At 68.0% G+C, this 20,065-nt stretch carries 22 protein-coding genes; 14 read left to right on the forward strand and 8 right to left on the reverse strand.

Features of this window, described 5'->3' with window-relative positions; all coding sequences use genetic code 11:
• On the forward strand, nt 1-276 hold the full coding sequence (locus tag G6N56_RS20740) for a hypothetical protein (RefSeq protein ID WP_085258734.1): 276 nt from the start codon (nt 1-3) through the stop codon (nt 274-276).
• On the opposite strand, the gene G6N56_RS20745 is transcribed toward G6N56_RS20740, so the two are convergent.
• Nucleotides 273-851, reverse strand: a complete 579-nt coding sequence (locus tag G6N56_RS20745; RefSeq protein ID WP_085258733.1) for a carboxymuconolactone decarboxylase family protein — start codon at nt 849-851, stop codon at nt 273-275. The two genes, G6N56_RS20740 and G6N56_RS20745, sit on opposite strands and share 4 nt — an antisense overlap.
• The gene (gene ramB, locus G6N56_RS20750; protein ID WP_085258732.1) at nt 848-2,269 is read right to left on the reverse strand and encodes an acetate metabolism transcriptional regulator RamB; all 1,422 of its coding nucleotides are present in this window, start codon (nt 2,267-2,269) and stop codon (nt 848-850) included. The genes G6N56_RS20745 and ramB overlap by 4 nt, the downstream gene beginning before the upstream one ends.
• A gap of 160 nt (nt 2,270-2,429) precedes the next feature.
• Between ramB and G6N56_RS20755 the strand changes: the two genes are divergently transcribed.
• From G6N56_RS20755 to G6N56_RS20770, 4 genes are all read left to right on the forward strand, one after another.
• Nucleotides 2,430-3,224 (forward strand): acyl-[acyl-carrier-protein] thioesterase, encoded by a 795-nt coding sequence (locus G6N56_RS20755; RefSeq protein ID WP_085258731.1) that lies wholly within the window; start codon nt 2,430-2,432, stop codon nt 3,222-3,224.
• A gap of 269 nt (nt 3,225-3,493) precedes the next feature.
• The gene (aceA, locus tag G6N56_RS20760) at nt 3,494-4,780 is read left to right on the forward strand and encodes an isocitrate lyase (RefSeq protein ID WP_085258730.1); all 1,287 of its coding nucleotides are present in this window, start codon (nt 3,494-3,496) and stop codon (nt 4,778-4,780) included.
• A gap of 218 nt (nt 4,781-4,998) precedes the next feature.
• Nucleotides 4,999-5,862 carry a 3-hydroxybutyryl-CoA dehydrogenase gene (locus tag G6N56_RS20765; RefSeq protein ID WP_085258729.1) on the forward strand — a complete coding sequence of 288 codons (864 nt, stop codon included), beginning with the start codon at nt 4,999-5,001 and terminating at the stop codon, nt 5,860-5,862.
• A 103-nt stretch (nt 5,863-5,965) separates the two neighbouring features.
• Entirely contained in the window at nt 5,966-6,844 is an 879-nt protein-coding gene (locus G6N56_RS20770; RefSeq protein WP_085258728.1) for a cyclopropane mycolic acid synthase family methyltransferase, read from the forward strand.
• Between the two features lie 18 nt (nt 6,845-6,862).
• On the opposite strand, the gene pcaA is transcribed toward G6N56_RS20770, so the two are convergent.
• Together pcaA and G6N56_RS20780 are read right to left on the reverse strand one after the other, a co-directional pair.
• Entirely contained in the window at nt 6,863-7,726 is an 864-nt protein-coding gene (gene pcaA / locus G6N56_RS20775) for a cyclopropane mycolic acid synthase PcaA (protein ID WP_085258727.1), read from the reverse strand.
• Nucleotides 7,727-7,908: 182 nt separating this feature from the next.
• The gene (locus tag G6N56_RS20780) at nt 7,909-8,628 is read right to left on the reverse strand and encodes a TetR/AcrR family transcriptional regulator (protein ID WP_085258726.1); all 720 of its coding nucleotides are present in this window, start codon (nt 8,626-8,628) and stop codon (nt 7,909-7,911) included.
• Between the two features lie 138 nt (nt 8,629-8,766).
• Between G6N56_RS20780 and G6N56_RS20785 the strand changes: the two genes are divergently transcribed.
• The 6 genes from G6N56_RS20785 to deoC all read left to right on the forward strand — a co-directional run bounded on the left by G6N56_RS20785 (nt 8,767) and on the right by deoC (nt 12,841).
• Nucleotides 8,767-10,092 carry a DUF445 domain-containing protein gene (locus G6N56_RS20785; RefSeq protein WP_085258725.1) on the forward strand — a complete coding sequence of 442 codons (1,326 nt, stop codon included), beginning with the start codon at nt 8,767-8,769 and terminating at the stop codon, nt 10,090-10,092.
• Nucleotides 10,093-10,176: 84 nt separating this feature from the next.
• Entirely contained in the window at nt 10,177-10,605 is a 429-nt protein-coding gene (locus G6N56_RS20790; RefSeq protein WP_085258801.1) for a helix-turn-helix domain-containing protein, read from the forward strand.
• Nucleotides 10,606-10,731: 126 nt separating this feature from the next.
• Nucleotides 10,732-11,325, forward strand: coding sequence for a heparin-binding hemagglutinin HbhA (gene hbhA, locus G6N56_RS20795; RefSeq protein WP_085258724.1), 594 nt, complete (start codon nt 10,732-10,734; stop codon nt 11,323-11,325).
• Nucleotides 11,326-11,416: 91 nt separating this feature from the next.
• Nucleotides 11,417-11,704, forward strand: coding sequence for a DUF2516 family protein (locus G6N56_RS20800; protein ID WP_085258723.1), 288 nt, complete (start codon nt 11,417-11,419; stop codon nt 11,702-11,704).
• 4 nt (nt 11,705-11,708) lie between these two features.
• Nucleotides 11,709-12,152 (forward strand): DUF2599 domain-containing protein, encoded by a 444-nt coding sequence (locus tag G6N56_RS20805; protein WP_085258722.1) that lies wholly within the window; start codon nt 11,709-11,711, stop codon nt 12,150-12,152.
• Nucleotides 12,152-12,841, forward strand: coding sequence for a deoxyribose-phosphate aldolase (gene deoC, locus G6N56_RS20810; protein WP_085258721.1), 690 nt, complete (start codon nt 12,152-12,154; stop codon nt 12,839-12,841). The genes G6N56_RS20805 and deoC overlap by 1 nt, the downstream gene beginning before the upstream one ends.
• A 21-nt stretch (nt 12,842-12,862) precedes the next feature.
• On the opposite strand, the gene G6N56_RS20815 is transcribed toward deoC, so the two are convergent.
• The 3 genes from G6N56_RS20815 to G6N56_RS20825 are packed head-to-tail and all read right to left on the reverse strand — an operon-like array spanning nt 12,863 to nt 15,278.
• Nucleotides 12,863-13,891: an LmeA family phospholipid-binding protein gene (locus G6N56_RS20815; RefSeq protein ID WP_085258720.1), complete on the reverse strand. Its 1,029-nt coding sequence runs from the start codon at nt 13,889-13,891 to the stop codon at nt 12,863-12,865.
• The gene (locus G6N56_RS20820; RefSeq protein ID WP_085258719.1) at nt 13,888-14,718 is read right to left on the reverse strand and encodes a carbon-nitrogen hydrolase family protein; all 831 of its coding nucleotides are present in this window, start codon (nt 14,716-14,718) and stop codon (nt 13,888-13,890) included. The genes G6N56_RS20815 and G6N56_RS20820 overlap by 4 nt, the downstream gene beginning before the upstream one ends.
• A 35-nt stretch (nt 14,719-14,753) precedes the next feature.
• The gene (locus G6N56_RS20825; protein ID WP_085258718.1) at nt 14,754-15,278 is read right to left on the reverse strand and encodes a DUF2505 domain-containing protein; all 525 of its coding nucleotides are present in this window, start codon (nt 15,276-15,278) and stop codon (nt 14,754-14,756) included.
• A gap of 26 nt (nt 15,279-15,304) precedes the next feature.
• Here G6N56_RS20825 and G6N56_RS20830 point away from each other — a divergent pair, with 26 nt between their 5' ends.
• Nucleotides 15,305-16,411 carry a UDP-N-acetylmuramate dehydrogenase gene (locus G6N56_RS20830; RefSeq protein WP_085258717.1) on the forward strand — a complete coding sequence of 369 codons (1,107 nt, stop codon included), beginning with the start codon at nt 15,305-15,307 and terminating at the stop codon, nt 16,409-16,411.
• Between the two features lie 107 nt (nt 16,412-16,518).
• The gene (locus G6N56_RS20835; protein WP_085258716.1) at nt 16,519-17,841 is read left to right on the forward strand and encodes a L,D-transpeptidase; all 1,323 of its coding nucleotides are present in this window, start codon (nt 16,519-16,521) and stop codon (nt 17,839-17,841) included.
• On the opposite strand, the gene G6N56_RS20840 is transcribed toward G6N56_RS20835, so the two are convergent.
• On the reverse strand, nt 17,819-18,574 hold the full coding sequence (locus tag G6N56_RS20840) for an SDR family NAD(P)-dependent oxidoreductase (RefSeq protein WP_085258715.1): 756 nt from the start codon (nt 18,572-18,574) through the stop codon (nt 17,819-17,821). The genes G6N56_RS20835 and G6N56_RS20840 overlap by 23 nt on opposite strands.
• Nucleotides 18,575-18,751: 177 nt before the next feature.
• Here G6N56_RS20840 and G6N56_RS20845 point away from each other — a divergent pair, with 177 nt between their 5' ends.
• Nucleotides 18,752-20,059, forward strand: coding sequence for an ROK family protein (locus G6N56_RS20845; RefSeq protein ID WP_085258714.1), 1,308 nt, complete (start codon nt 18,752-18,754; stop codon nt 20,057-20,059).
• Nucleotides 20,060-20,065 lie beyond the last annotated feature (6 nt).

Genomic DNA, 20,065 nt, shown 5'->3' on the forward strand with positions numbered 1-20,065 from the left:
ATGATTCGCAGCGACACCGCCGTGGGCGCCATCGCGGGCGCCGCCGCGGGTTACGTCCTGTGGCTGGCGGCCTTTTCGATCGCCGACGACAACGCGGCGGTGGGCCACTGGGCCCCGCCGGTGCTGCTGGGATCGGTGGTGCTGGCGGTCGGCGCGCTGGTGTGGGGTTCGGTGCAGCGCCGGCGTCGCAAGTACGTGTGGTCGGGGTTTGGGTTCGGGCTGCCGGTACTGCCCCTGGTGCTGACCCTGGCCGTGCTGGCCGACGTGTACTTCTAGTAGCGCGGATTGTCCAGCGGGATGTCGAGCGCCGACATCGTCGCGGCCAGCCCGTCGTATTGGGTTGCCAGCAGGCAGAATTCGATGAGCTGGCGCCGGTCGAGGTGACTCGCCAGCTCGCCCCAGGTCGCGGGGCTGACGGTGCGGTCCCGGACGAGCTCGTCGGTGGCCGCCAGCAGCGCGCGCTGCCGGGCGCTCAGCGTCGCGCCGCCGTCGCCGGCCTCGGGCCAGCCGAAGATCGCGGCCTGCTTGTCCGCGTCCAGCCCCTGGTTGCGCGCCATCCGGCGGTGGTGCTGCAGTTCGTATTCGCAGGCGCGCAGGTGCGCGACGCGCAGGATCACCAGCTCCGTGTCGACCGCGGGCAGCCGCCCGCGCAGCAGTCGGCCGCTGTAGATGCTCCACACCACGAACAGCAGGCGGTGCTGGCCGAGCGTGGTCATCAGGTGCATTTCGGGTGCGTGGACCGCCCGCGCCCCGAGCTTCGCGATCACCCAGTTCAGCGGGCCCAGCTCGCGCAACCGCCCGGACGGGATGCGACCGGCCGGTGCGGCCGAACCGTTGAGTTCGGCCGTCATGGTTGCTTGACCAGGTAGGGGGAGACGGTGCTGCGGTGCTCGTCCAGGTCCAGGGCGCGCCCCAGCGCGGGGAACGCGCGCTGGGGACAGTTGTCGCGCTCGCAGACGCGGCAGCCCGCGCCGATCGGTGTGGCAACAATGTTCTCGCCGGACAAGTCGAGTCCTTCCGAGTAGACCAGCCGGTGGGCGTGGCGCAGTTCGCAGCCCAGCCCGATCGCGAAGGTTTTTCCGGGCTGACCATACCGCGCGGCGCGGCGCTCCACAGTGCGGGCCACCCACATGTAGTTGCGGCCGTCGGGCATCTGCGCGATCTGCACCAGGATCTTTCCCGGGTTGGCAAAGGTCTCGTAGACGTTCCACAGTGGGCAGGTGCCCCCGCTGGAAGAGAAGTGAAAACCCGTGGCGGACTGCCGCTTTGACATGTTGCCGGCGCGGTCCACCCGGATGAACGAGAACGGCACGCCCCGCATCGATGGCCGTTGCAGCGTCGAAAGCCGGTGCGCGATCGTCTCGTAGCTGACCGCGTAGAACGACGACAGCCGCTCGACGTCGTAGCGAAAATTCTCCGCCACGTCATGGAATTGGCGGTAGGGCAGCACCGCGGCGGCGGCGAAGTAGTTGGCCAGCCCCAGGCGGGCCAGCGTGTGCGACTCGTCGCTGGTGAACTTCCCCTCCTCGACCAGGTTGTCGATCAGGCCGCCGTACTCCAGGTAGGCGAGCTCGGCGGCCATCTTGAACACCTGCTGCCCCATGGCGAGGTGATTGCTGATCTCCAGTGTCTTGGTGCGGGGGTCGTACCGGTGCAGCACGGTATCGCCCAGGTCGATCCGCCTGGTGATGTGCACCCCGTGCACCTCGGTGAGCCGACGGGTCAGCTCGCGGGCCAGATCGCCGTGGTGCAGGCGCATCTTGATCGTGAGGTCCTCGGCGGCGGTGTCCAACTCGTGCAGGTAGTTCTGGCGCTGGTAGAAGTAGTCGCGCACTTCCTCGTGGGGCATGGTGATCGACCCGCTGCCACTGCCGTCGGAGTACCGCTCCTCGGTGGCGGCGGCCAGCTGCGCGGTGGTGATCCGGTAGCGGCGGTGCAGGTTGACGACCGCCCGGGCCAGGACGGGGTGGGCGTTGACCATCTCGGCGACCTCGGTCGGGTCGACGTCGATGTCCAGGTCGCGGTCCATCGTCACCTCGCGGAGCTCGGCGACCAGCCGCGTGTCGTCCTGGGACGCGAAGAACGTCGCGTCCACCCCGAACACCTCGGTGATCCGGAGCAGCACCCCGACGGTCAGGGGACGGACGTCGTGCTCGATCTGGTTGAGGTAGCTCGGCGAGATGTCCAGCATCTGGGCCAGCGCGGCCTGGCTGAACCCGCGCTCGCTGCGCAACTGGCGCACGCGGGCGCCGACGAACGTCTTGGCCATTTGAGGCCAGCGTACCCGGCACTGCGAAGGCGCGCTTTGCAGACTTGGCACGGCCCGGGTGTGGTCCGGATTGGTGTTTGAAAGACGCGATTGGCATGATTCGCACCCAGATCCCCGGTACAACAGGGGGAGCGGACGAAAGGGAGCGGAGAGCGAAGCCGTGAGCCTGGACAAGACACTGATGCCGGTGCCGGACGGCCACCCGGACGTGTTCGGGCGCGAATGGCCGCTGCGCGTGGGCGACATAGACCGCACGGGCCGGCTGCGCCTGGACGCCGCCGCCCGGCACATCCAGGACATCGGCCAGGATCAGCTGCGTGAGATGGGCTTCGAGGAGACGCATCCGCTGTGGATCGTCCGGCGCACGATGGTCGACCTCATCCGGCCGATCGAGTTTCAGGACATGCTCCGCCTGCGCAGATGGTGTTCGGGCACGTCGAACCGGTGGTGCGAAATGCGGGTGCGCATCGACGGCCGCAAGGGCGGCCTCATCGAGTCCGAGGCGTTCTGGATCAACATCAACCGGGACACCCAGATGCCGTCGCGCATCGCCGACGACTTCCTGGAAGGCCTGCACAAGACGACGTCCGTCGACCGGTTGCGCTGGAAGGGTTACCTCAAGCCGGGGGGCCGCGAAGATGCGGCCGAGATTCACGAGTTCCCCGTCCGCGTGACCGACATCGACCTGTTCGACCACATGAACAACTCGGTGTACTGGAGCGTGATCGAGGACTACCTGGCTTCGCATCCCGGCTTGCTGGATGCGCCGCTGCGCACCACCATCGAGCACGAGGCGCCGGTCGCGCTCGGGGACAAGCTGGAGATCATCTCGCACGTCTACCCGGCCGGCTCTACCGATCAATTCGGCCCCGACCTGGCCGATCGCACTGTTACGACCCTCACATACGCGGTCGGCGACGAGACGAAAGCGGTCGCCGCGCTCTTCTCCCTCTGAGACCGCCGCGTGGGCGTCAAATGTCTGAATGACCTGCGAATTTGGGGTTACCAGCGGGTAGCTTCTGAAACGGTTAAGTTACACGCCAGATTCGCAAGATTTGCAAATTCACCCACGCTCGTTACTGAAATTGGCAAGAGAAACGGGTGGACCTGCATCAACAGCTGTGTCATTGTCGAGTTAGCACACCAGCGAAGTTGAGCCGCTAGCTACGCGCCGGTGAAGCTTTCAGCTAATCAGCAGTGAAGATCGTTAAGGAGCAAAGCCGCATGTCTGTCGTTGGCCAACCGAAGAGCGCCGAACAGATCCAGCAGGACTGGGACACCAACCCCCGCTGGAAGGACATCACCCGGAACTACACCGCCGAGGACGTCGTCGCGCTGCAGGGCAACGTTGTCGAGGAGTTCACGCTGGCCCGCCGCGGAGCCGAGGTGCTGTGGGACCAGCTGCACGACCTGGAGTGGGTCAACTCGCTGGGCGCGCTGACCGGCAACCAGGCCGTCCAGCAGGTGCGCGCGGGCCTGAAGGCCATCTACCTGTCGGGCTGGCAGGTCGCCGGTGACGCCAACCTCTCCGGCCACACCTACCCCGACCAGAGCCTGTACCCGGCCAACTCGGTGCCGCAGGTGGTCCGCCGCATCAACAACGCGTTGCTGCGCGCCGACCAGATCGCCAAGCTCGAGGGCGACACCTCGGTGGAGAACTGGCTGGCTCCGATCGTCGCCGACGGTGAGGCCGGTTTCGGTGGTGCGCTCAACGTCTACGAGCTGCAGAAGGCCATGATCGCGGCCGGTGCTGCCGGGACGCACTGGGAGGACCAGCTCGCGTCGGAGAAGAAGTGCGGCCACCTGGGCGGCAAGGTGCTGATCCCGACCCAGCAGCACATCCGCACCCTGACCTCGGCCCGCCTGGCGGCCGACGTCTGCGACGTCCCCACCCTGGTCATCGCCCGCACCGACGCCGAGGCCGCCACGCTGATCACCTCGGACGTCGACGAGGCCGACCGGCCGTTCATCACCGGCGAGCGCACCAAAGAGGGCTTCTACCGCACCAAGAACGGCATCGAGCCGTGCATCGCGCGGGCCAAGGCCTATGCTCCGTTCTCCGACCTGATCTGGATGGAGACCGGCACGCCCGACCTCGAGCTGGCGCGCAAGTTCTCCGAGGCGGTCAAGGACGCGTACCCCGACCAGATGCTGGCGTACAACTGCTCGCCGTCGTTCAACTGGAAGAAGCACCTGGACGACAGCACCATCGCCAAGTTCCAGAAGGAGCTCGCGGCGATGGGCTTCAAGTTCCAGTTCATCACGCTGGCCGGCTTCCACGCCCTCAACTACTCGATGTTCGATCTGGCCTACGGCTACGCCCGCAACCAGATGAGCGCCTACGTCGAGCTGCAGGAGCGCGAGTTCGCCGCCGAGGAGCGTGGCTACACCGCGACCAAGCACCAGCGCGAGGTCGGCGCCGGGTACTTCGACCGCATCGCGACCACGGTCGACCCGACCTCCTCGACGACGGCTCTGACCGGCTCGACCGAAGAGGGGCAGTTCCACTGACGAGGAGCGGCGTAGTCCGCGACGAGGAAGTGGAACTATCGGTGTGAGCCACTGACGAGGAACGGGCGTAGTCCGCGACGAGGAAGTGGAACTATCGGTGTGAGCCACTGAGTGACTGCACGCTTGGCGCAATAACAGGGAAGTAGCATAGGCCCCGCCCGGCCACCCCGGGCGGGGCCTATTGCGATGCACGACAATACGACTCGGGAGACAGAACAGTGAGCGACGCAGCGATAAAGCGGGTAGGGGTCGTCGGGGCCGGACAGATGGGATCCGGCATCGCCGAGGTCTCGGTCCGCGCCGACGTCGACGTGACGGTGTTCGAGCCCACCGAGGCCCTGATCACGGCGGGTCGCAACCGTGTCGTGAAGTCCCTGGAGCGGGGCGTCAGCGCCGGCAAGGTGACCGAGCGGGAGCGGGACCGGGCGCTGAGCAAGCTGACCTTCACCACCGACATCAAGGACCTCGCGGACCGCCAGTTGGTCATCGAGGCGATCGTCGAGGACGAGGCGGTCAAGGCGGAGATATTCGCCGAGCTCGACCGCGTCATCACCGACCCCGACGCCGTGCTGGCGTCCAACACCTCGAGCATCCCGATCATGAAGATCGCCGCGGCCACGAAGAACCCGCAGCGAGTGCTGGGCCTGCACTTCTTCAACCCGGTGCCGGTGCTGCCGCTGGTCGAGCTGGTCAGCACGCTGATCACCGACGAGGCCGCGGCCGCACGCACCGAGGAGTTCGCGAGCGCCGTCCTCGGCAAGCAGGTGGTGCGCTGCTCCGACCGGTCGGGCTTCGTGGTCAACGCGCTGCTCGTGCCCTACCTGCTGTCGGCGATCCGCATGGTCGAGGCCGGGTTCGCAACCATCGAAGACGTCGATAAGGCCGTCGTCGCGGGCCTATCGCACCCCATGGGCCCGCTGCGGTTGTCCGACCTCGTCGGCCTGGACACCCTCAAACTCATCGCGGACAAGATGTACGAGGAGTTCAAGGAGCCGCACTACGGCCCGCCGCCGCTGCTGCTGCGCATGGTGGAAGCGGGCCGGCTGGGCAAAAAGTCGGGCCAGGGCTTCTACAAGTACTGACGCCCGACTGTTGTGCGATCTTGCCGAGCCGACATTTCAGCGCACGGCGGCGCGTCTCCCGGTTAGTATACTCGCGTCCAACAGGCGAAGGGTATTTGCGAGCATGACCACAATGAGGCCTTTTTATGAAGAGTCGCAATCAATTTATGACGTTTCCGATGAGTTTTTCGCATTGTTTCTAGACTCGACGATGGGCTATACGTGCGCGTATTTCGAGCGTGACGACATGACGCTCGAAGAGGCACAGAACGCGAAGTTCGACCTGGCGCTCAGCAGACTGAATCTCGAGCCCGGGATGACAGTGCTCGACATTGGTTGTGGCTGGGGCGGAGCGTTGAAGCGCGCCATCGAGAAGCACGATGTGAACGTCATCGGAATCACTCTGAGCCGCAATCAATTCGAATACAGCAAGGCCAAGCTGGCCACGATCCCGACCGAACGCCACGTCGAGGTGCGCCTGCAGGGCTGGGAAGAGTTCGAGGACAAGGTCGACCGGATTGTCACGATCGGCGCGTTCGAAGCCTTCAAGAAGGATCGCTACGCCGCCTTCTTCGAGCGCGCCCACGACATGCTCCCCGATGACGGCCGCATGCTGCTGCACACAATCTTGGCGTATCCGCAAAAGCAGTTACGTGACCGCGGTGTCCCGCTGACAATGAATGACATCCGATTCATCAAGTTCATATACACGGAGATTTTTCCCGGCGGCCAGCTGCCCGCGATAGAAGACATCCTGGAATTCGCGGGCAATGCCCAATTCGGGTTGGAAAATGTCCAGCTGTTCCGACCGCACTACGAACGGACGCTCAACATGTGGGCGGCCAATCTGGCGGCGAACAGGGAAAAGGCCATCGCGACCCAGCCGGAGCAGGTTTACGACCGCTACATGCACTACCTGACCGGATGCGAGAATTTCTTCCGCAAAGGCATCTGCAATGTGGGGCAATTCGCGCTCGTCAAGGAGCCGCCCCGGTCGGTGTAGGCGCGCCGACCGGCGCGGTCACTTCTCGCAGGTGAACTGACAGACGTCGGTGGCGCCGTCGCGGAACAGCTTCGCGCAGCCCGTCAGGTATTTCATGTAGCGGTTGTAGACCTGCTCCGACTGGATCGCGATGGCCTTGTCTTTATTGGCTTCCAGCGCGGCGGCCCAAATCTCCAGCGTCCGGGCGTAATGCAGCTGCAGCGACTGAACGCGGGTCACCTTGAACCCGGCGGCTTCCGCGTGCTCTTCGACCAGCGGCGCCGTCGGGAGCCAGCCACCCGGGAAGATCTCGGCCAGGATGAATTGCGTGAAGTGGACGATCTCATGGGTCAGCGTGACGCCCCGCGCCCTCGCCTCCTTGAACGTGGGCCGCGAGATCGTGTGGAGCAGCATGACGCCGTCGGCCGGCAGCACCTTGTGGGCCATGGTGAAGAAGTGGCCCCAGCGCTGGCGGCCGAAGTGCTCGAACGCGCCGATGGAAACGATCCGGTCCACCGGCTCGTCGAACTTCTCCCAGCCCTCCAGCAGCACTCGGGTGCTCCGCGGGGTGTCGAGGTCGTCGAACATCGCCTGGACGTGCGCGGCCTGATTTTCCGACAGCGTCAGGCCCACGACGTTGACGTCGTATTTCTCAATGGCGCGTCGCATGGTCGCGCCCCAGCCGCAGCCGATGTCCAGCAACGTCATGCCCGGCTCCAGGCTCAGCTTGCCCAGCGCGAGGTCGATCTTCGCGATCTGCGCCTCTTCGAGCGTCATGTCGTCGCGCTCGAAGTACGCACAGCTGTAGGTCTGGGTGGGGTCCAGGAACAGCCGGAAGAAGTCGTCGGACAGGTCGTAGTGGGCCTGTACGTTCCCGAAATGGGGCGTGAGCTGCACGGACATCAGTAAGCGGGCCTTTCTTTATGCGGAAGCCAGACGGGCGGCCTAGCGGCGCAACCCCATCTCCCCCCGATGCATCCCCTGCATGCTAGCGGGTCGGGCGGTCCAAGTCGCCTTGCTGACCGCGAAATAGGTTCACATGTGACCCGACTAATTCGCAAAACGCGCAGGCAACAAGCCTGCGCCTACTCGCCGGACCGGTCGCGATGCTCCCGCGGCGGCACGATCGGAGACGGGTGTGGCTGCTCGCGGAACTTGTCCAGCGAGCCGCCGGCCTCGACGATCCCGCACAGCGCGCTCCAGCTGAGCATGGTCAGGTAGTCGATCAGTTCGTCGGCGCTCATCCGCGGATCGGAGATCCAGGAGTGCGTGGCCAGCTGCACACCGCCGACGATCATGTAGGCCCATGGCTCCACGCCGCCGGTGTCCATGCCGGCCTCCTGCATGCGCCGGCGCAGCATCATCGAGAGCATGCGGGCGATGATCCGCTCGGAGTCGGCGATCACCTTGCTCTTGGTCGGTGAGCTGTTGGCCATCACGAATCGGTACGGCTCAGGCTCGTCGGCCACGGTCTCGACGTAGACGCGGATGATCTCGCGGGTGAGCTCGAAGCCGTCCAGGTTAGAGGACAGCGCCCCGGCCATGTTGGGGATCAGCGTCGACTGCGCGAAGCGCATCAGCACGGCGGTCGTCAGGTCGTTCTTGTCGACGAAGTAGCGGTAGAGCACGGTCTTGGAGACACCGATCTCGGCCGCGATCTCGTCCATGCTGAGGAAGCGGCCGAGTCGGCGGATCGCCACGATCGTGCCATCGACCAGCTCGTTGCGGCGCTCCACCTTGTGTTGATGCCAGCGCCGTTTGCGACCATCCATCTTGACGGTCACAGCCGGGATTTGCTCTGCCACAGTCGCCGATTCCCATTCACTAGAACGTCCTCGATATTACGGGTCAGAAGGCCCGGTCGGCGCATGGGCCGCGGGTGGAAACGGCGCCGCGCGACGGTGTTGCCACCCCGATCGGTCCGGGCAGGACATGATGGACTTGTGGCACACAGAGCCGAGGCCCCGCGGGCGCACACGTCGTTCGCGGAATCTTTCGCCGGGGCCGACCCGGAAGCCGACGCGCAGCGGCGCGCGGCGCTGCGTCGCATGAAGACGGTGGCGCTGGGCTTCCTGGTCGGCGCCACCGGAATCTTCCTCGCCTGTCGGTGGGCCCAAGCGCATGCCACGGGTAGCTGGGCGGGGAGCTGGGTCGGCTATCTGGGCGCCGCCGCGGAGGCCGGCATGGTAGGCGCCCTCGCCGACTGGTTCGCCGTCACCGCACTGTTCAAGCACCCCCTGGGGATACCCATCCCGCACACCGCGATCATCAAGCGCAAGAAGGACCAGCTGGGTGAGGGGCTGGGCACCTTCGTCCGGGAGAACTTCCTGTCGCCCCCGGTGGTGGAGACCAAACTGCGCGACGCCGAGGTCCCCGGCCGGCTCGGCAAGTGGCTGTCGGAGACGGCGCATGCCGAGCGGGTGGCCGCCGAGACGGCGACGGTGCTGCGGGTGCTGGTGGAGCTGCTGCGCGACGAGGACGTGCAGCACGTGATCGACCGGATGATCGTGCGCCGCATCGCCGAGCCCCAGTGGGGTCCGCCTGTCGGGCGGGTGCTGGCCAGCCTGCTGGCGGAGAACCGGCAGGAGGCCCTGATCCAGCTGCTGGCCGACCGGGCGTTCCAATGGTCGCTGAACGCGGGGGAGGTCATCCAGCGAGTCGTGGAGCGCGATTCGCCCAGCTGGTCGCCCCGCTTCATCGACCACCTCGTCGGCGACCGGATCCACCGCGAATTGATGGACTTCACCGACAAGGTGCGACGCAACCCCGACCACGAACTGCGCCGCTCGGCCAACCGCTTCCTGTTCGAGTTCGCCGACGATCTGCAGAACGACCCGGCGACCGTCACCCGCGCCGACGAGATCAAAGAGCAGCTGATGGCGCGCGAAGAGATCGCCAACGCCGCCGCGACGGCGTGGAAGACGCTCAAGCGCCTGGTGCTCGAGGGGGTGGACGACCCGTCCAGCGCGCTGCGCACCCGCATCACCGACACGGTGATCCGGATCGGCGAGTCGCTGCGCGACGACGCCGACCTGCGCGACAAGGTCGACAACTGGCTGGTGCGCGCGGCCCAGCACCTGGTCTCCCAGTACGGCGTCGAGATCACCGCGATCATCACCGAGACGATCGAGCGCTGGGACGCCGGCGAGGCCAGCCGGCGCATCGAGCTGCACGTGGGCCGCGACCTTCAATTCATCCGGATCAACGGCACCGTGGTGGGTTCCCTGGCGGGGCTGATCATCTACGCCGTCGCGCAGCTACTTTTCTAGGGGTGCTAACAAGCGCTTGCAATTGCAAGCACTTGTTCGTAGTCTGATGGCGTTGTGACCGTCCATCAGTCTCAGGAGCCCGAGATGCCACCCGAGGAGAAGCTCTCCGCCAAGGTGTCGACCGTGGCCTCGGACGTGGCTTCGACCGTGGCCTCCGATATCGGCAGTTTCATCCGGGACCTACGCGAGAACGCCCAGGTGTCGGTGCGGCAACTCGCCGAACGCTCAGGCGTCAGCAACCCGTACCTGAGCCAGGTGGAACGCGGATTGCGCAAACCGTCCGCCGACGTCCTGAACCAGATCGCCAAGGCGTTGCGGATCTCTGCCGAGGTTCTCTACGTCCGCGCCGGAATCCTCGAGCCCAGCGAGCAGAGCCAGGTGCGTGACGCCATCGTCACCGATACGGCGATCACCGAGCGCCAAAAGCAGGTTCTGCTCGACATCTACGCCTCGTTCATCCAACAAAACGAAGTCACCCACGAGGAGCGTCCGACGCACGACAGCGACGGGTGAGGAGCGCCCGAACAGGGCTCCCACCGGCCGCTGCGGTTACCCGAAAGGAAGGGACCAAACTCCCCTAGTTTCCAGAACAAACACGTAGTAACGCTGATACCGAACACAATCCCTGAAAGGAACACCATGGCTGAAAACTCCAACACCGATGATTTGCGGGCACCCTTGCTGGCGGCCCTGGGTGCTGCCGACCTGGCCCTGGCGACCGTCAACGACTTGATCGCCAACCTGCGAGAGCGTGCCGAAGACACCCGCACCGACACACGCAGCCGCGTCGAGGAGAGCCGCGCTCGCCTGACGAAGCTGCAGGAGGACCTCCCCGAGCAGTTCTCCGAGCTGCGCGAGCGGTTCACCACCGAGGAACTGCGCAAGGCGGCCGAGGGCTATTTGGAGGCCGCGACCACCCGGTACAACGAGCTGGTCGAGCGCGGCGAGGCCGCCCTGGAGCGGCTGCGCAGCCAGCCGGCCCTCGAGGACGCGTCGGCGCGCGCCGAAGGTTACGTGGACCAGGCCGTGGAGCTGACGCAGGAGGCGCTCGGCACCGTCGCGTCGCAGACGCGCGCCGTGGGTGAGCGTGCGGCCAAGCTGGTCGGCATCGAGCTGCCCAAGAAGGCGGAGGAGCCGAAGCAGGTGGTGGCCAAGAAGGCCCCAGCGAAGAAGGCCCCGGCGAAGAAGGCTCCGGCGAAGAAGGCCTCGGCCAAGAAGGTCACCCAGAAGTAGGCACCCGCCATTTCGGGATCATCGACTCGCGGCTGCCGCCACGGCGACTCCGAGTCGACGTTTGGGACGAGGCGCGCATACGCTTAAGGGCGTGAACCACCTCGTGGCCGACGTGATGTTGGTCTTGCAGATCGCCGTGTTGGTGACCGCGGTATACGCGTTCGTGCACGCGGCGATGCAGCGCCCCGACGCCTATACCGCCGCCGAGAAGCTGACCAAGCCGGTGTGGCTGGTGATCCTCGGCGGTGCGGTGGCGCTGACCTCCATCCTGAGCTTCGTTTTCGGGGTGCTCGGCATGGCCATCGCCGCCTGCGCGGCCGGCGTGTACCTGGTCGACGTGCGGCCCAAGCTCCTCGAAATCCAGGGGAAGTCACGCTAGCGGGATGAAAGCCCTGCTGACCGCGCCCGCCGTGGCGCTGGTCGCCCTGCTGGGCCCGCTGCCGGCAGCGGCTCCCGTTCGGGCCGAGCCGGGAACCGGTGCGGCGAACCCGGCACCGGTGTCGCCGCCGTTCGTCGATCACACCGAGTGGGCGCAGTGGCATAACCTGCCCAGCCTGCGGGTGTTTCCAACCCCGTCGGGTCGGACGGCGTCACGGCAGACAGGCGCCGGAGCTTACGCGGACGAGGCCTGGTCCGAAGTGCTCGGCCTGTCCCCGGACGCCGACACCCCGGGCATGCGCGCGCAATTCGTGTGCCACTGGCAGTTCGCCGAACTGGCGCAGCCGGGCAAGACCAGTTGGAACCTGGAGCCGTGGCGGCCCGTCGTCGACGACGCCGAGATGGTCGCAACGGGCTGTAATCCCGGCGCCCCCGAGGAAGCGTTCTAGTGGCCACTCGACCCACCCGGGCCGAGGTCGCCGCACTCGTCGACCACACCCTGCTCAAACCCGAGGCCACCCGGGCCGACGTGGAGGCCCTCGTCGCCGAAGCGGCCGAACTGGGCGTGTACGCGGTTTGTGTCTCGCCGTCGATGGTGCCCGTCGCGGCGCGGTCCGCCGGCGGCGCGGTGCGCGTGGCGACCGTGGCCGGTTTTCCGTCGGGCAAGCACCTGTCCGAGGTCAAGGCGCACGAGGCCGCCCAGGCCGTGGTATCCGGGGCCGGCGAGGTCGACATGGTCATCGACGTGGGCGCCGCCCTGTCCGGGGACATCGGCGCCGTGCGCTGCGACATCGAGGCGGTCCGCGCCGCAATCGAGGGTGCCGTGCTCAAGGTGATCGTGGAGTCGGCGGTGCTCTTGGCACACGACGGGGACGGCAGCGGGCGCACGCTGACGGCGGTGTGTCACGCCGCCGAGCGGGCCGGGGCCGACTTCGTCAAGACGTCGACCGGGTTCCATCCCGCGGGCGGCGCGTCGGTGCGCGCGGTCGAGGTGATGGCCGGGGCCGTCGGAGGCCGGCTGGGCGTCAAGGCCAGCGGCGGCATTCGCACGGCGGCCGACGCGCTCGCAATGCTCGGCGCCGGCGCCACCCGGCTCGGCCTTTCGGGTACCCGCGCGGTGCTCGACGGGCTGGCTTAGCCGGTCAGAGGTTCGCGCCCGTCAGAGGTTCGCGAAGCAGGGGTCGTTGTCGTTGCCGGCCGGGATGCTGGCGTTCTGCGTGGAGAAGTGGCTGGTCACGCCGGAATCGGTCACCTGCACGCTGTCCGCGTGGATGCCCAGCGGGTAGTTCTTCGTCAGGTTCGAGGTGAAGTCGTCCAGCGTCGACTGCACCGACTCCTTCGGAAGGGTGAACCCGAGCGCGTTGAACGTGACGATCTGCAGCTCCAGACCGTTGCCCGACACCACCGGCTTGGCGGTGATGTTGTCGAGCATGCCCTTCAGCTCGATGGTGCCGTCAGCGGGATGGGTGGTCACCGAGTTCGTGACGAACGGCCCCAGCACCGGGATCGCGTTCTGCACCGAGTCCTTGATGCCATCCGTGGTCCAGGTGATGGTGGCGTCCAGCGAGCCGATCGTGCCCTTGGAGTTGGACGACGAGCCGATCCGGACGTCCCTGATGGTGAGGGCGAGCTTCATGCCCTTGGCGTCGCGGATGTTGTTCCCGGCCGTCGTCACCGAGATGTTGGTGTAGTGCTTCGTCGCCTGCTGCCACAGCATCAGCGGCGTCACCCCGAACGACGCGGTGGCCTGGTCCTTGACCTCGCAGGCCACGGCCTGGGCGACCTTACTGTCGGCGACGTGCCGAACGTACAGCTCGGCGCCGATGAGCCCGGCGATGACGAGCGCGGCGACGATGATGCAGACCAGCAGGATGGACAGCGGGTCGCGCAGGAAACGCCGCTTCTTCCTGGGCGGGGCTGGCTCGTCGCCGGGGGTCGGCAACTTCTCGGTCGGTCCCGCGGGCGGAATCGGCGGAGGCGGGTAGCCGGGACCCTGTGCGGGCGCGGTGTGGATCCGCTCGGTCTGGCCGGGAGCGGACAGCGGCGGCGTCTGGGCCGGGCCGCCGGTGTTGATGCGCTCGGTGGGCCGTTCAGTGGGCGGGCGGCCGAAGGGACCCTGGCTGCCGGGACGAGCCCAGGTCGACGGGCCCTCGTTAGCGGGGCCCTGGGGGCCCTGTGGGTTCGTCACCCGACCGATTGTGCCCTATCGACCTGAGCAAAGTCTGAGTGGTTGCGGAGCACCGCGATGGCCTCGCGTGCCTCAGCCACCCGGGCGATGTCGACGTCGGCCACCACCAATTGCGGATGCGGGCCGGCCGACGCCAGGACTTCGCCGATCGGCGAAACGACCAGGCTGCCTCCCACGCCGGTAGGCGCGCCGGAGCTGCTCAACGCCTGGCCGGGGTCGGCTTGACCGGCGGCGGCGACGAAGCTCATCGAGTCCAGCGCGCGGGCCCGCGCCAGCAGCGTCCACTGGTCGAGTTTGCCAGGACCCGAACCCCACGACGCGCAGACGGCGATCACCTGGGCGCCGCGCCGCGCCAGCTCGGTGTAGAGGGCGGGGAATCGGACGTCGTAGCAAACTGTCAGCCCGACCCGGACACCGTCGACCGTGATCACCACCGGCTCGCGGCCCGGGGCGACGGTGCGCGACTCGCTGAATCCGAACGCGTCGTAGAGGTGGATCTTGTCGTAGTGCGCGTCCGGCTCGTTGGGCGCGCCCGGTCCGGCCGCGATCAGCGTGTTGGTCACGCGCCCGTCGCCTGACGGCGTGAACATGCCGGCGATCACGGTGACGCCCGCGTCGGCGGCGATCCGCCGCACCCCGTCGGCCCACGGCCCGTCGACCGGCTCGGCGATCGGCAGCAGCGGGACGCCGAAGCGGCACATGGTCGCCTCGGGGAAAACCACCAGCCGCGCGCCCGCGTCCGCGGCCCGGCCGGCGTACTCGCGCACCAGCTCGAGGTTGGCGGCCGGGTCGGTGCCGCTGAGGATCTGCGCCAACGCGATTCGCATGAGCGCCAGCTTAGGCGCGCCGACGATGCGTGGCGCTAAGCGTTGTTGGCGATCCAGTCGGCGGTGAACTGCTGTTCCCGGCTGACCAGGTCGGCCAGGTGGGTGCCGATCAGCCTCTCCACCTTGCCGCCGATGATCGGGACCCGCACCTGGACGGCGATCTGGAACGCCAGCCGGGAGCCGTCGGAGTCGGTGACCGGCGTCAGCTCCGCCGTGCCCGACACCTTGACCGGGGTGTCGACTATCGAGCCGGCGATCAAGGCCGTCGCCGCGCCGTCGACGACAGGCCCCCAGCTCTCCTGGCGTCGGACACAGAGGTCGCCGCGGTGCAATTGCTTGACGAGGGCGTGCAGATTGTGACTGCGCACCACCTGCAGCGTGACCACCTCGACGCTGCCGTCCTCGCCGTCCTCGCCGCCGACCCGCATCAGCTCCAGCTTCGCCTCGTCGACGGGGATATCGGCCAGCCTGGCCCGCCAGTAGTCCTCCTCGAGGAAGGCCCGGTGCACTTCTTCGACGCTCTCGGAGTAGTCGGCCGACAAGTCGAATGAACGCGGCATAGCTGGCCAGGCTACCGTTACGGGCCATGAAAGGGAGCGGTGTCGGTTCGCTCTTCGCCGGTGCGGAGGTCTCCGAGGCGGCACCCCTGGCCCCGTTGACGACGCTGCGCATCGGGCCGATCGCCCGGCGCCTGATCACCTGCACGAGCACCGAGCAGGTGGTCGCCGTCGTGCGCGAACTCGACACCGAACGAGCCTCCGCGGCCCATCCGGTGCTGGTGTTCGCCGGCGGCTCCAACCTGGTGATCGCCGACACCCTCACCGACCTGACCGCGGTGCGGTTGGCCAACGACCGCATCACCGTCGACGGCAACCTGGTGCGCGCCGAGGCGGGCGCGGTCTGGGACGACGTGGTGGTCGCGGCCATCGAACGGCGCCTGGGCGGGCTGGAATGCCTGTCGGGCATCCCCGGCTCGGCCGGGGCGACGCCGGTGCAGAACGTCGGCGCCTACGGGGCGGAGGTCTCCGACACCATCACGCGGGTGCGGCTGCTCGACCGGGCGCGCGGCGAGGTGCGCTGGGTGCCCGGCGACGAACTGCGCTTCGGTTACCGGACCAGCGCTCTGAAGCGGGCCGGTCCCGAAGTTCCGTGGGTGGTGCTGGAAGTGGAGTTCGCGCTCGACGGGTCGGGCCTCAGCGCGCCGTTGCGCTACGGCGAACTCACGGGGGCGCTGGGCGTCGCGCTTGGTGGGCGCGCCGACCCCGGCGCGGTCCGGGAGGCGGTGATGCGCTTGCGCGCCCGCAAGGGAATGGTGCTCGACGCGGCCGACCACGACACCTGGAGCGTGGGCTCCTTCTTCACCAACCCCGTGGTGTCGGCGGAAGCCTACGAGCGGTTGGCCGGCGCAGTCGAGGGTCCCGTGCCGCACTACCCGGCGCCGGATGGCGTAAAGCTGGCCGCCGGCTGGCTGGTGGAGCGGGCGGGCTTCGGGAGGGGCTACCCGGACCCGGCGCCCGGCGGACCCGAAGCGCGCTGCCGGTTGTCCACCAAACACGCGCTGGCGCTGACCAATCGCGGCGGCGCCGGGACCGCCGACGTGATCGAACTGGCGCGCACCGTGCGCGACGGCGTCCGTGATGTGTTTGCTATCACACTGGAACCGGAACCTGTCCTGCTCGGCTGCACCCTGTAGCCCGGATTTCCGCAAACCGCGGTCCGACCTCGAATTGTCGCGGCGGGGTGGGTCGCCATCTCCCGGTATCTTTGGATGTCGTGAGTACGTCCAGCGCCCCACCGCCGATGAACCGGCGCATGGCTTTGACGGCTCTGGGTCTGGGTGTGCTGGCTCCCAGCGTGCTGGCCGGCTGCGCCGGCACCGTGGCCAAGCACGCGGAAAAGAAAGAGCCGCCGGCGGCCAGCCTCAAGTACCAGCCGGCCGATGCCAGCGAGAACGTCGTGCCGATCGCGCCGGTCAGCGTCGAAGTCCACGACGGCTGGTTCCAGCGCGTCGCGCTGACCAATTCGTCGGGCAAGGCCGTGGCCGGAACGCTCAACCAGGATCGGACCGTCTTCACGACGACCGAGCCGCTGGGCTACGACGCGACCTACACCTGGAGCGGGTCGGCCGTCGGGCACAACGGGAAGGCGATCCCGGTCGCGGGCAAGTTCACCACCGTGTCCCCGAACAAGAAGATCAGCGGGGCCTTCCAGTTGGCCGACGGACAGACCGTCGGGGTCGCGGCACCCATCATCATCCAGTTCGACGCGCCGATCAGCGACAAGGCCGCGGTGGAGAAGGCGCTGACCGTCACCACGAATCCGCCGGTCGAGGGCAGCTGGGCGTGGCTGCCCGACGAGCGGCAGGGCTCGCGGGTGCACTACCGCACCCGCGAGTACTACCCCGCGGGCACCACCGTCAACGTCGACGCCAAGCTCTACGGCGTGCCGTTCGGTGACGGCGCGTACGGCGCCGACGACATCTCGTTGAACATCAACATCGGCCGGCGGCAGGTGGTCAAGGCCGAGGTCTCGTCGCACCGCATCCAGGTCGTCACCGACGAGGGCGTGATCATGGACTTCCCGTGCAGCTACGGGGAGGCAGACAAGGCGCGCAACGTCACCCGCAACGGCATCCACGTCGTCACCGAGAAGTACGCCGACTTCTATATGTCCAACCCGGCCGCCGGCTACACCAACGCCCACGAACGCTGGGCGGTGCGGATCTCCAACAATGGGGAGTTCATCCACGCGAACCCGTCGAGCGCCGGCGCGCAGGGCAACAGCAACGTCACCAACGGCTGCATCAACCTGTCGACCGGCGACGCCGAGCAGTACTACCACACGGCCATGTACGGCGACCCCGTCGAGGTGACGGGCAGCACAATCCAGCTGTCCTACTCCGACGGCGACATCTGGGACTGGGCCGTGGACTGGGACACCTGGGTGGCGATGTCGGCGCTGCCGCCCCCGACGGCGCGGCCGCCGTCGACGCAAATCCCGGTCACCGCGCCGGTCACCCCGTCGACGGCCCCCAGCTTGTCGGGCACGCCCACGACGACGACCACCTCGCCAACCTCGACCTCGCCGACGTCGACGTCCCCTAGTTCGGGCCCCGGCGGTTGAACCGGGTCGCGCTGGCCTGATCGCGCGGCCGGATGACGACCAGGTCGAGATTCACGTGCGGCGGCCGCGAGGCCACGAACCCGATCACCTCCGCGACGTCGGCGGCCACGAGCGGCGCGATGCCGGAATAGACGGCGTCCGCCCGCTGCTCGTCCCCGTCGAAGCGCACCAGTGAGAACTCGGTCTCGACCGCTCCCGGTGCGATCTCGGTGAGCCGCACCGGCTTTCCCAACAGCTCGCCGCGCAGCGTGCGGTGCAGCGCTCCCTGGGCGTGCTTGGCCGCCGTGTAACCGGCCCCGCCGTCGTAAACCTCAAGCGCCGCAACGGAAGTGACGGTGACGATCAGGCCGTCGCCGGACTCGACCAGCTTGGGCAGCAGCGCGCGCGTGACGCGCAGGGTGCCCATCACGTTGGTCTCCCACATCCACCGCCAGTGCTCGAGGTCGGCGTCGGCGACGGCCGCCAGCCCCCGGGCGCCGCCGGCGTTGTTGACCAGCACGTCGACCCGGCTCACCTGGTCGCCCAGTGCTCGCACGGCCGCGTCGTCTGTGACGTCGGCCACAATCGCGGTGCCCCCGATCTCGTCGGCCAGGGCGTTCACCCGGTCCGCCCGTCGCGCCACTGCGACCACGTGAAAACCCTGCGCCGCAAGGGTTTTCGCGGTCGCCGCGCCGATTCCGGAGCTGGCCCCCGTGACCACCGCTGTCCGTTGAGTTCCGCCGGTTGCAGTCATCGGTCCAACTCTAATGAACGTGCTAAATTCTCGGTGTGCTCCACAGCGCCCTGTTCAACAACACCGCCGCGTGTCTTTGCGCGGCGAGTGCGTGTTGTTGCCGCGCACTTTGCCGCTCCTGACCCCTATCAGGCGTGGCCGAGGACCGGCCATTGGAACACAAGACAAAGGACGCTCGTGCGCTCGACTACCCTCACCCATACCCATTCCCCCGGCCGTAACGGCCAGCGGCGTCAGCACCGCCTGATCCTGCCGCCGGCACTGTACATCCCCGACTCGGCCGCGGCGGCGGTCTTCCGTGCCGTCCGGCTGCGCGGCCCCGTTGGCCGCGACGTCATCGCCGGCGTCACCTCGCTGAGCATCGCGACGGTGAACCGCCAGGTCATCGCCCTACTCGACGCCGGCCTGCTCCGCGAACGCGCCGACCTGGCCGTGTCCGGCGCCATCGGCCGCCCGCGTGTGCCGGTGGAGATCAACCACGAACCGTTCGTGACGCTCGGGATCCACATCGGCGCGCGAACCACCAGCATCGTGGCCACCGACCTGTTCGGCCGCACTCTGGACACCGTCGAGACCCCGACCCCCCTGAATCCGGCGGGCGCGGCGCTGGCGTCGCTGGCCGAGAGCGCCTCCCGGTACCTCAGGCGCTGGCATCGGCGCCGCCCGCTATGGGTCGGGGTGGCGATCGGTGGCACCGTCGACGGCGTCACCGGCCACGTCGACCACCCGCGGCTGGGCTGGCGGCAGGCACCGGTCGGCCAGGTGCTGGCAGACGCGCTGGGCCTGCCGGTGTCGGTCGCCTCCCACGTGGACGCCATGGCCGGCGCGGAATTGTTGCTGGGCATGCGGCGGTTCGCCCCGAGCTCACCCACCAGCCTGTACGTGTACGCCCGTGAGACCGTCGGCTACGCGCTGGTGATCGGCGGCCGCGTGCACTGCCCGGCCAGCGGCCCCGGGACGATCGCGGCCCTGCCGGCCCGCTCCGAACTTCTCGGTGGCACAGGCGAGTTGGAGTCGACGGTGAGCGACGAGGCGGTGCTGGCCGCCGCGCGACGCCTGCGGCTACTGCCGGCCGCGCCCGTCGGCCGCGTCAGTGGGCCGGCCGCCGCGATCACCGATCTGGTCCGGGTCGCCCGGGCGGGCAACCAGCAGGCCAAGGATTTGCTGGCCGAGCGGGCGCGGGTGCTCGGCGAGGCGGTCGCGCTGCTGCGCGACATGCTCAATCCCGACGAGCTCGTCGTCGGCGGCCAGGCCTTCACGGAGTACCCGGAAGCGATGGAACACGTCGAGGCGGCGTTCGCCGCGCGCTCGGTGCTGCCGCCGCGTGACATCCGGGTGACGGTGTTCGGCAATCGGGTGCAGGAGGCTGGGGCCGGGACGGTGTCGCTGGGCGGACTGTACGCCGATCCACTCGGTGCGATGCGGCGCGCCGGGGTCCTGAACGCGCGGCTGCGCGAGGTCGCGGCGGACGAGTCGTCCGCCTAGCGCGAG

It is taken from the genome of Mycobacterium saskatchewanense, from assembly GCF_010729105.1.
Taxonomy (GTDB): domain Bacteria; phylum Actinomycetota; class Actinomycetes; order Mycobacteriales; family Mycobacteriaceae; genus Mycobacterium; species Mycobacterium saskatchewanense.

What these genes read in the sequence shown, in the direction of transcription:
- G6N56_RS20740 (WP_085258734.1), top strand. Translation starts at nt 1, where the DNA reads ATGATTCGCAGCGACACCGCCGTGGGCGCCATCGCGGGCGCCGCCGCG.
- G6N56_RS20745 (WP_085258733.1), bottom strand. Translation starts at nt 851, where the DNA reads ATGACGGCCGAACTCAACGGTTCGGCCGCACCGGCCGGTCGCATCCCG.
- ramB (WP_085258732.1), bottom strand. Translation starts at nt 2,269, where the DNA reads ATGGCCAAGACGTTCGTCGGCGCCCGCGTGCGCCAGTTGCGCAGCGAG.
- aceA (WP_085258730.1), top strand. Translation starts at nt 3,494, where the DNA reads ATGTCTGTCGTTGGCCAACCGAAGAGCGCCGAACAGATCCAGCAGGAC.
- G6N56_RS20770 (WP_085258728.1), top strand. Translation starts at nt 5,966, where the DNA reads ATGACCACAATGAGGCCTTTTTATGAAGAGTCGCAATCAATTTATGAC.
- pcaA (WP_085258727.1), bottom strand. Translation starts at nt 7,726, where the DNA reads ATGTCCGTGCAGCTCACGCCCCATTTCGGGAACGTACAGGCCCACTAC.
- G6N56_RS20790 (WP_085258801.1), top strand. Translation starts at nt 10,177, where the DNA reads ATGCCACCCGAGGAGAAGCTCTCCGCCAAGGTGTCGACCGTGGCCTCG.
- hbhA (WP_085258724.1), top strand. Translation starts at nt 10,732, where the DNA reads ATGGCTGAAAACTCCAACACCGATGATTTGCGGGCACCCTTGCTGGCG.
- G6N56_RS20805 (WP_085258722.1), top strand. Translation starts at nt 11,709, where the DNA reads ATGAAAGCCCTGCTGACCGCGCCCGCCGTGGCGCTGGTCGCCCTGCTG.
- G6N56_RS20820 (WP_085258719.1), bottom strand. Translation starts at nt 14,718, where the DNA reads ATGCGAATCGCGTTGGCGCAGATCCTCAGCGGCACCGACCCGGCCGCC.
- G6N56_RS20825 (WP_085258718.1), bottom strand. Translation starts at nt 15,278, where the DNA reads ATGCCGCGTTCATTCGACTTGTCGGCCGACTACTCCGAGAGCGTCGAA.
- G6N56_RS20830 (WP_085258717.1), top strand. Translation starts at nt 15,305, where the DNA reads ATGAAAGGGAGCGGTGTCGGTTCGCTCTTCGCCGGTGCGGAGGTCTCC.
- G6N56_RS20835 (WP_085258716.1), top strand. Translation starts at nt 16,519, where the DNA reads ATGAACCGGCGCATGGCTTTGACGGCTCTGGGTCTGGGTGTGCTGGCT.
- G6N56_RS20840 (WP_085258715.1), bottom strand. Translation starts at nt 18,574, where the DNA reads ATGACTGCAACCGGCGGAACTCAACGGACAGCGGTGGTCACGGGGGCC.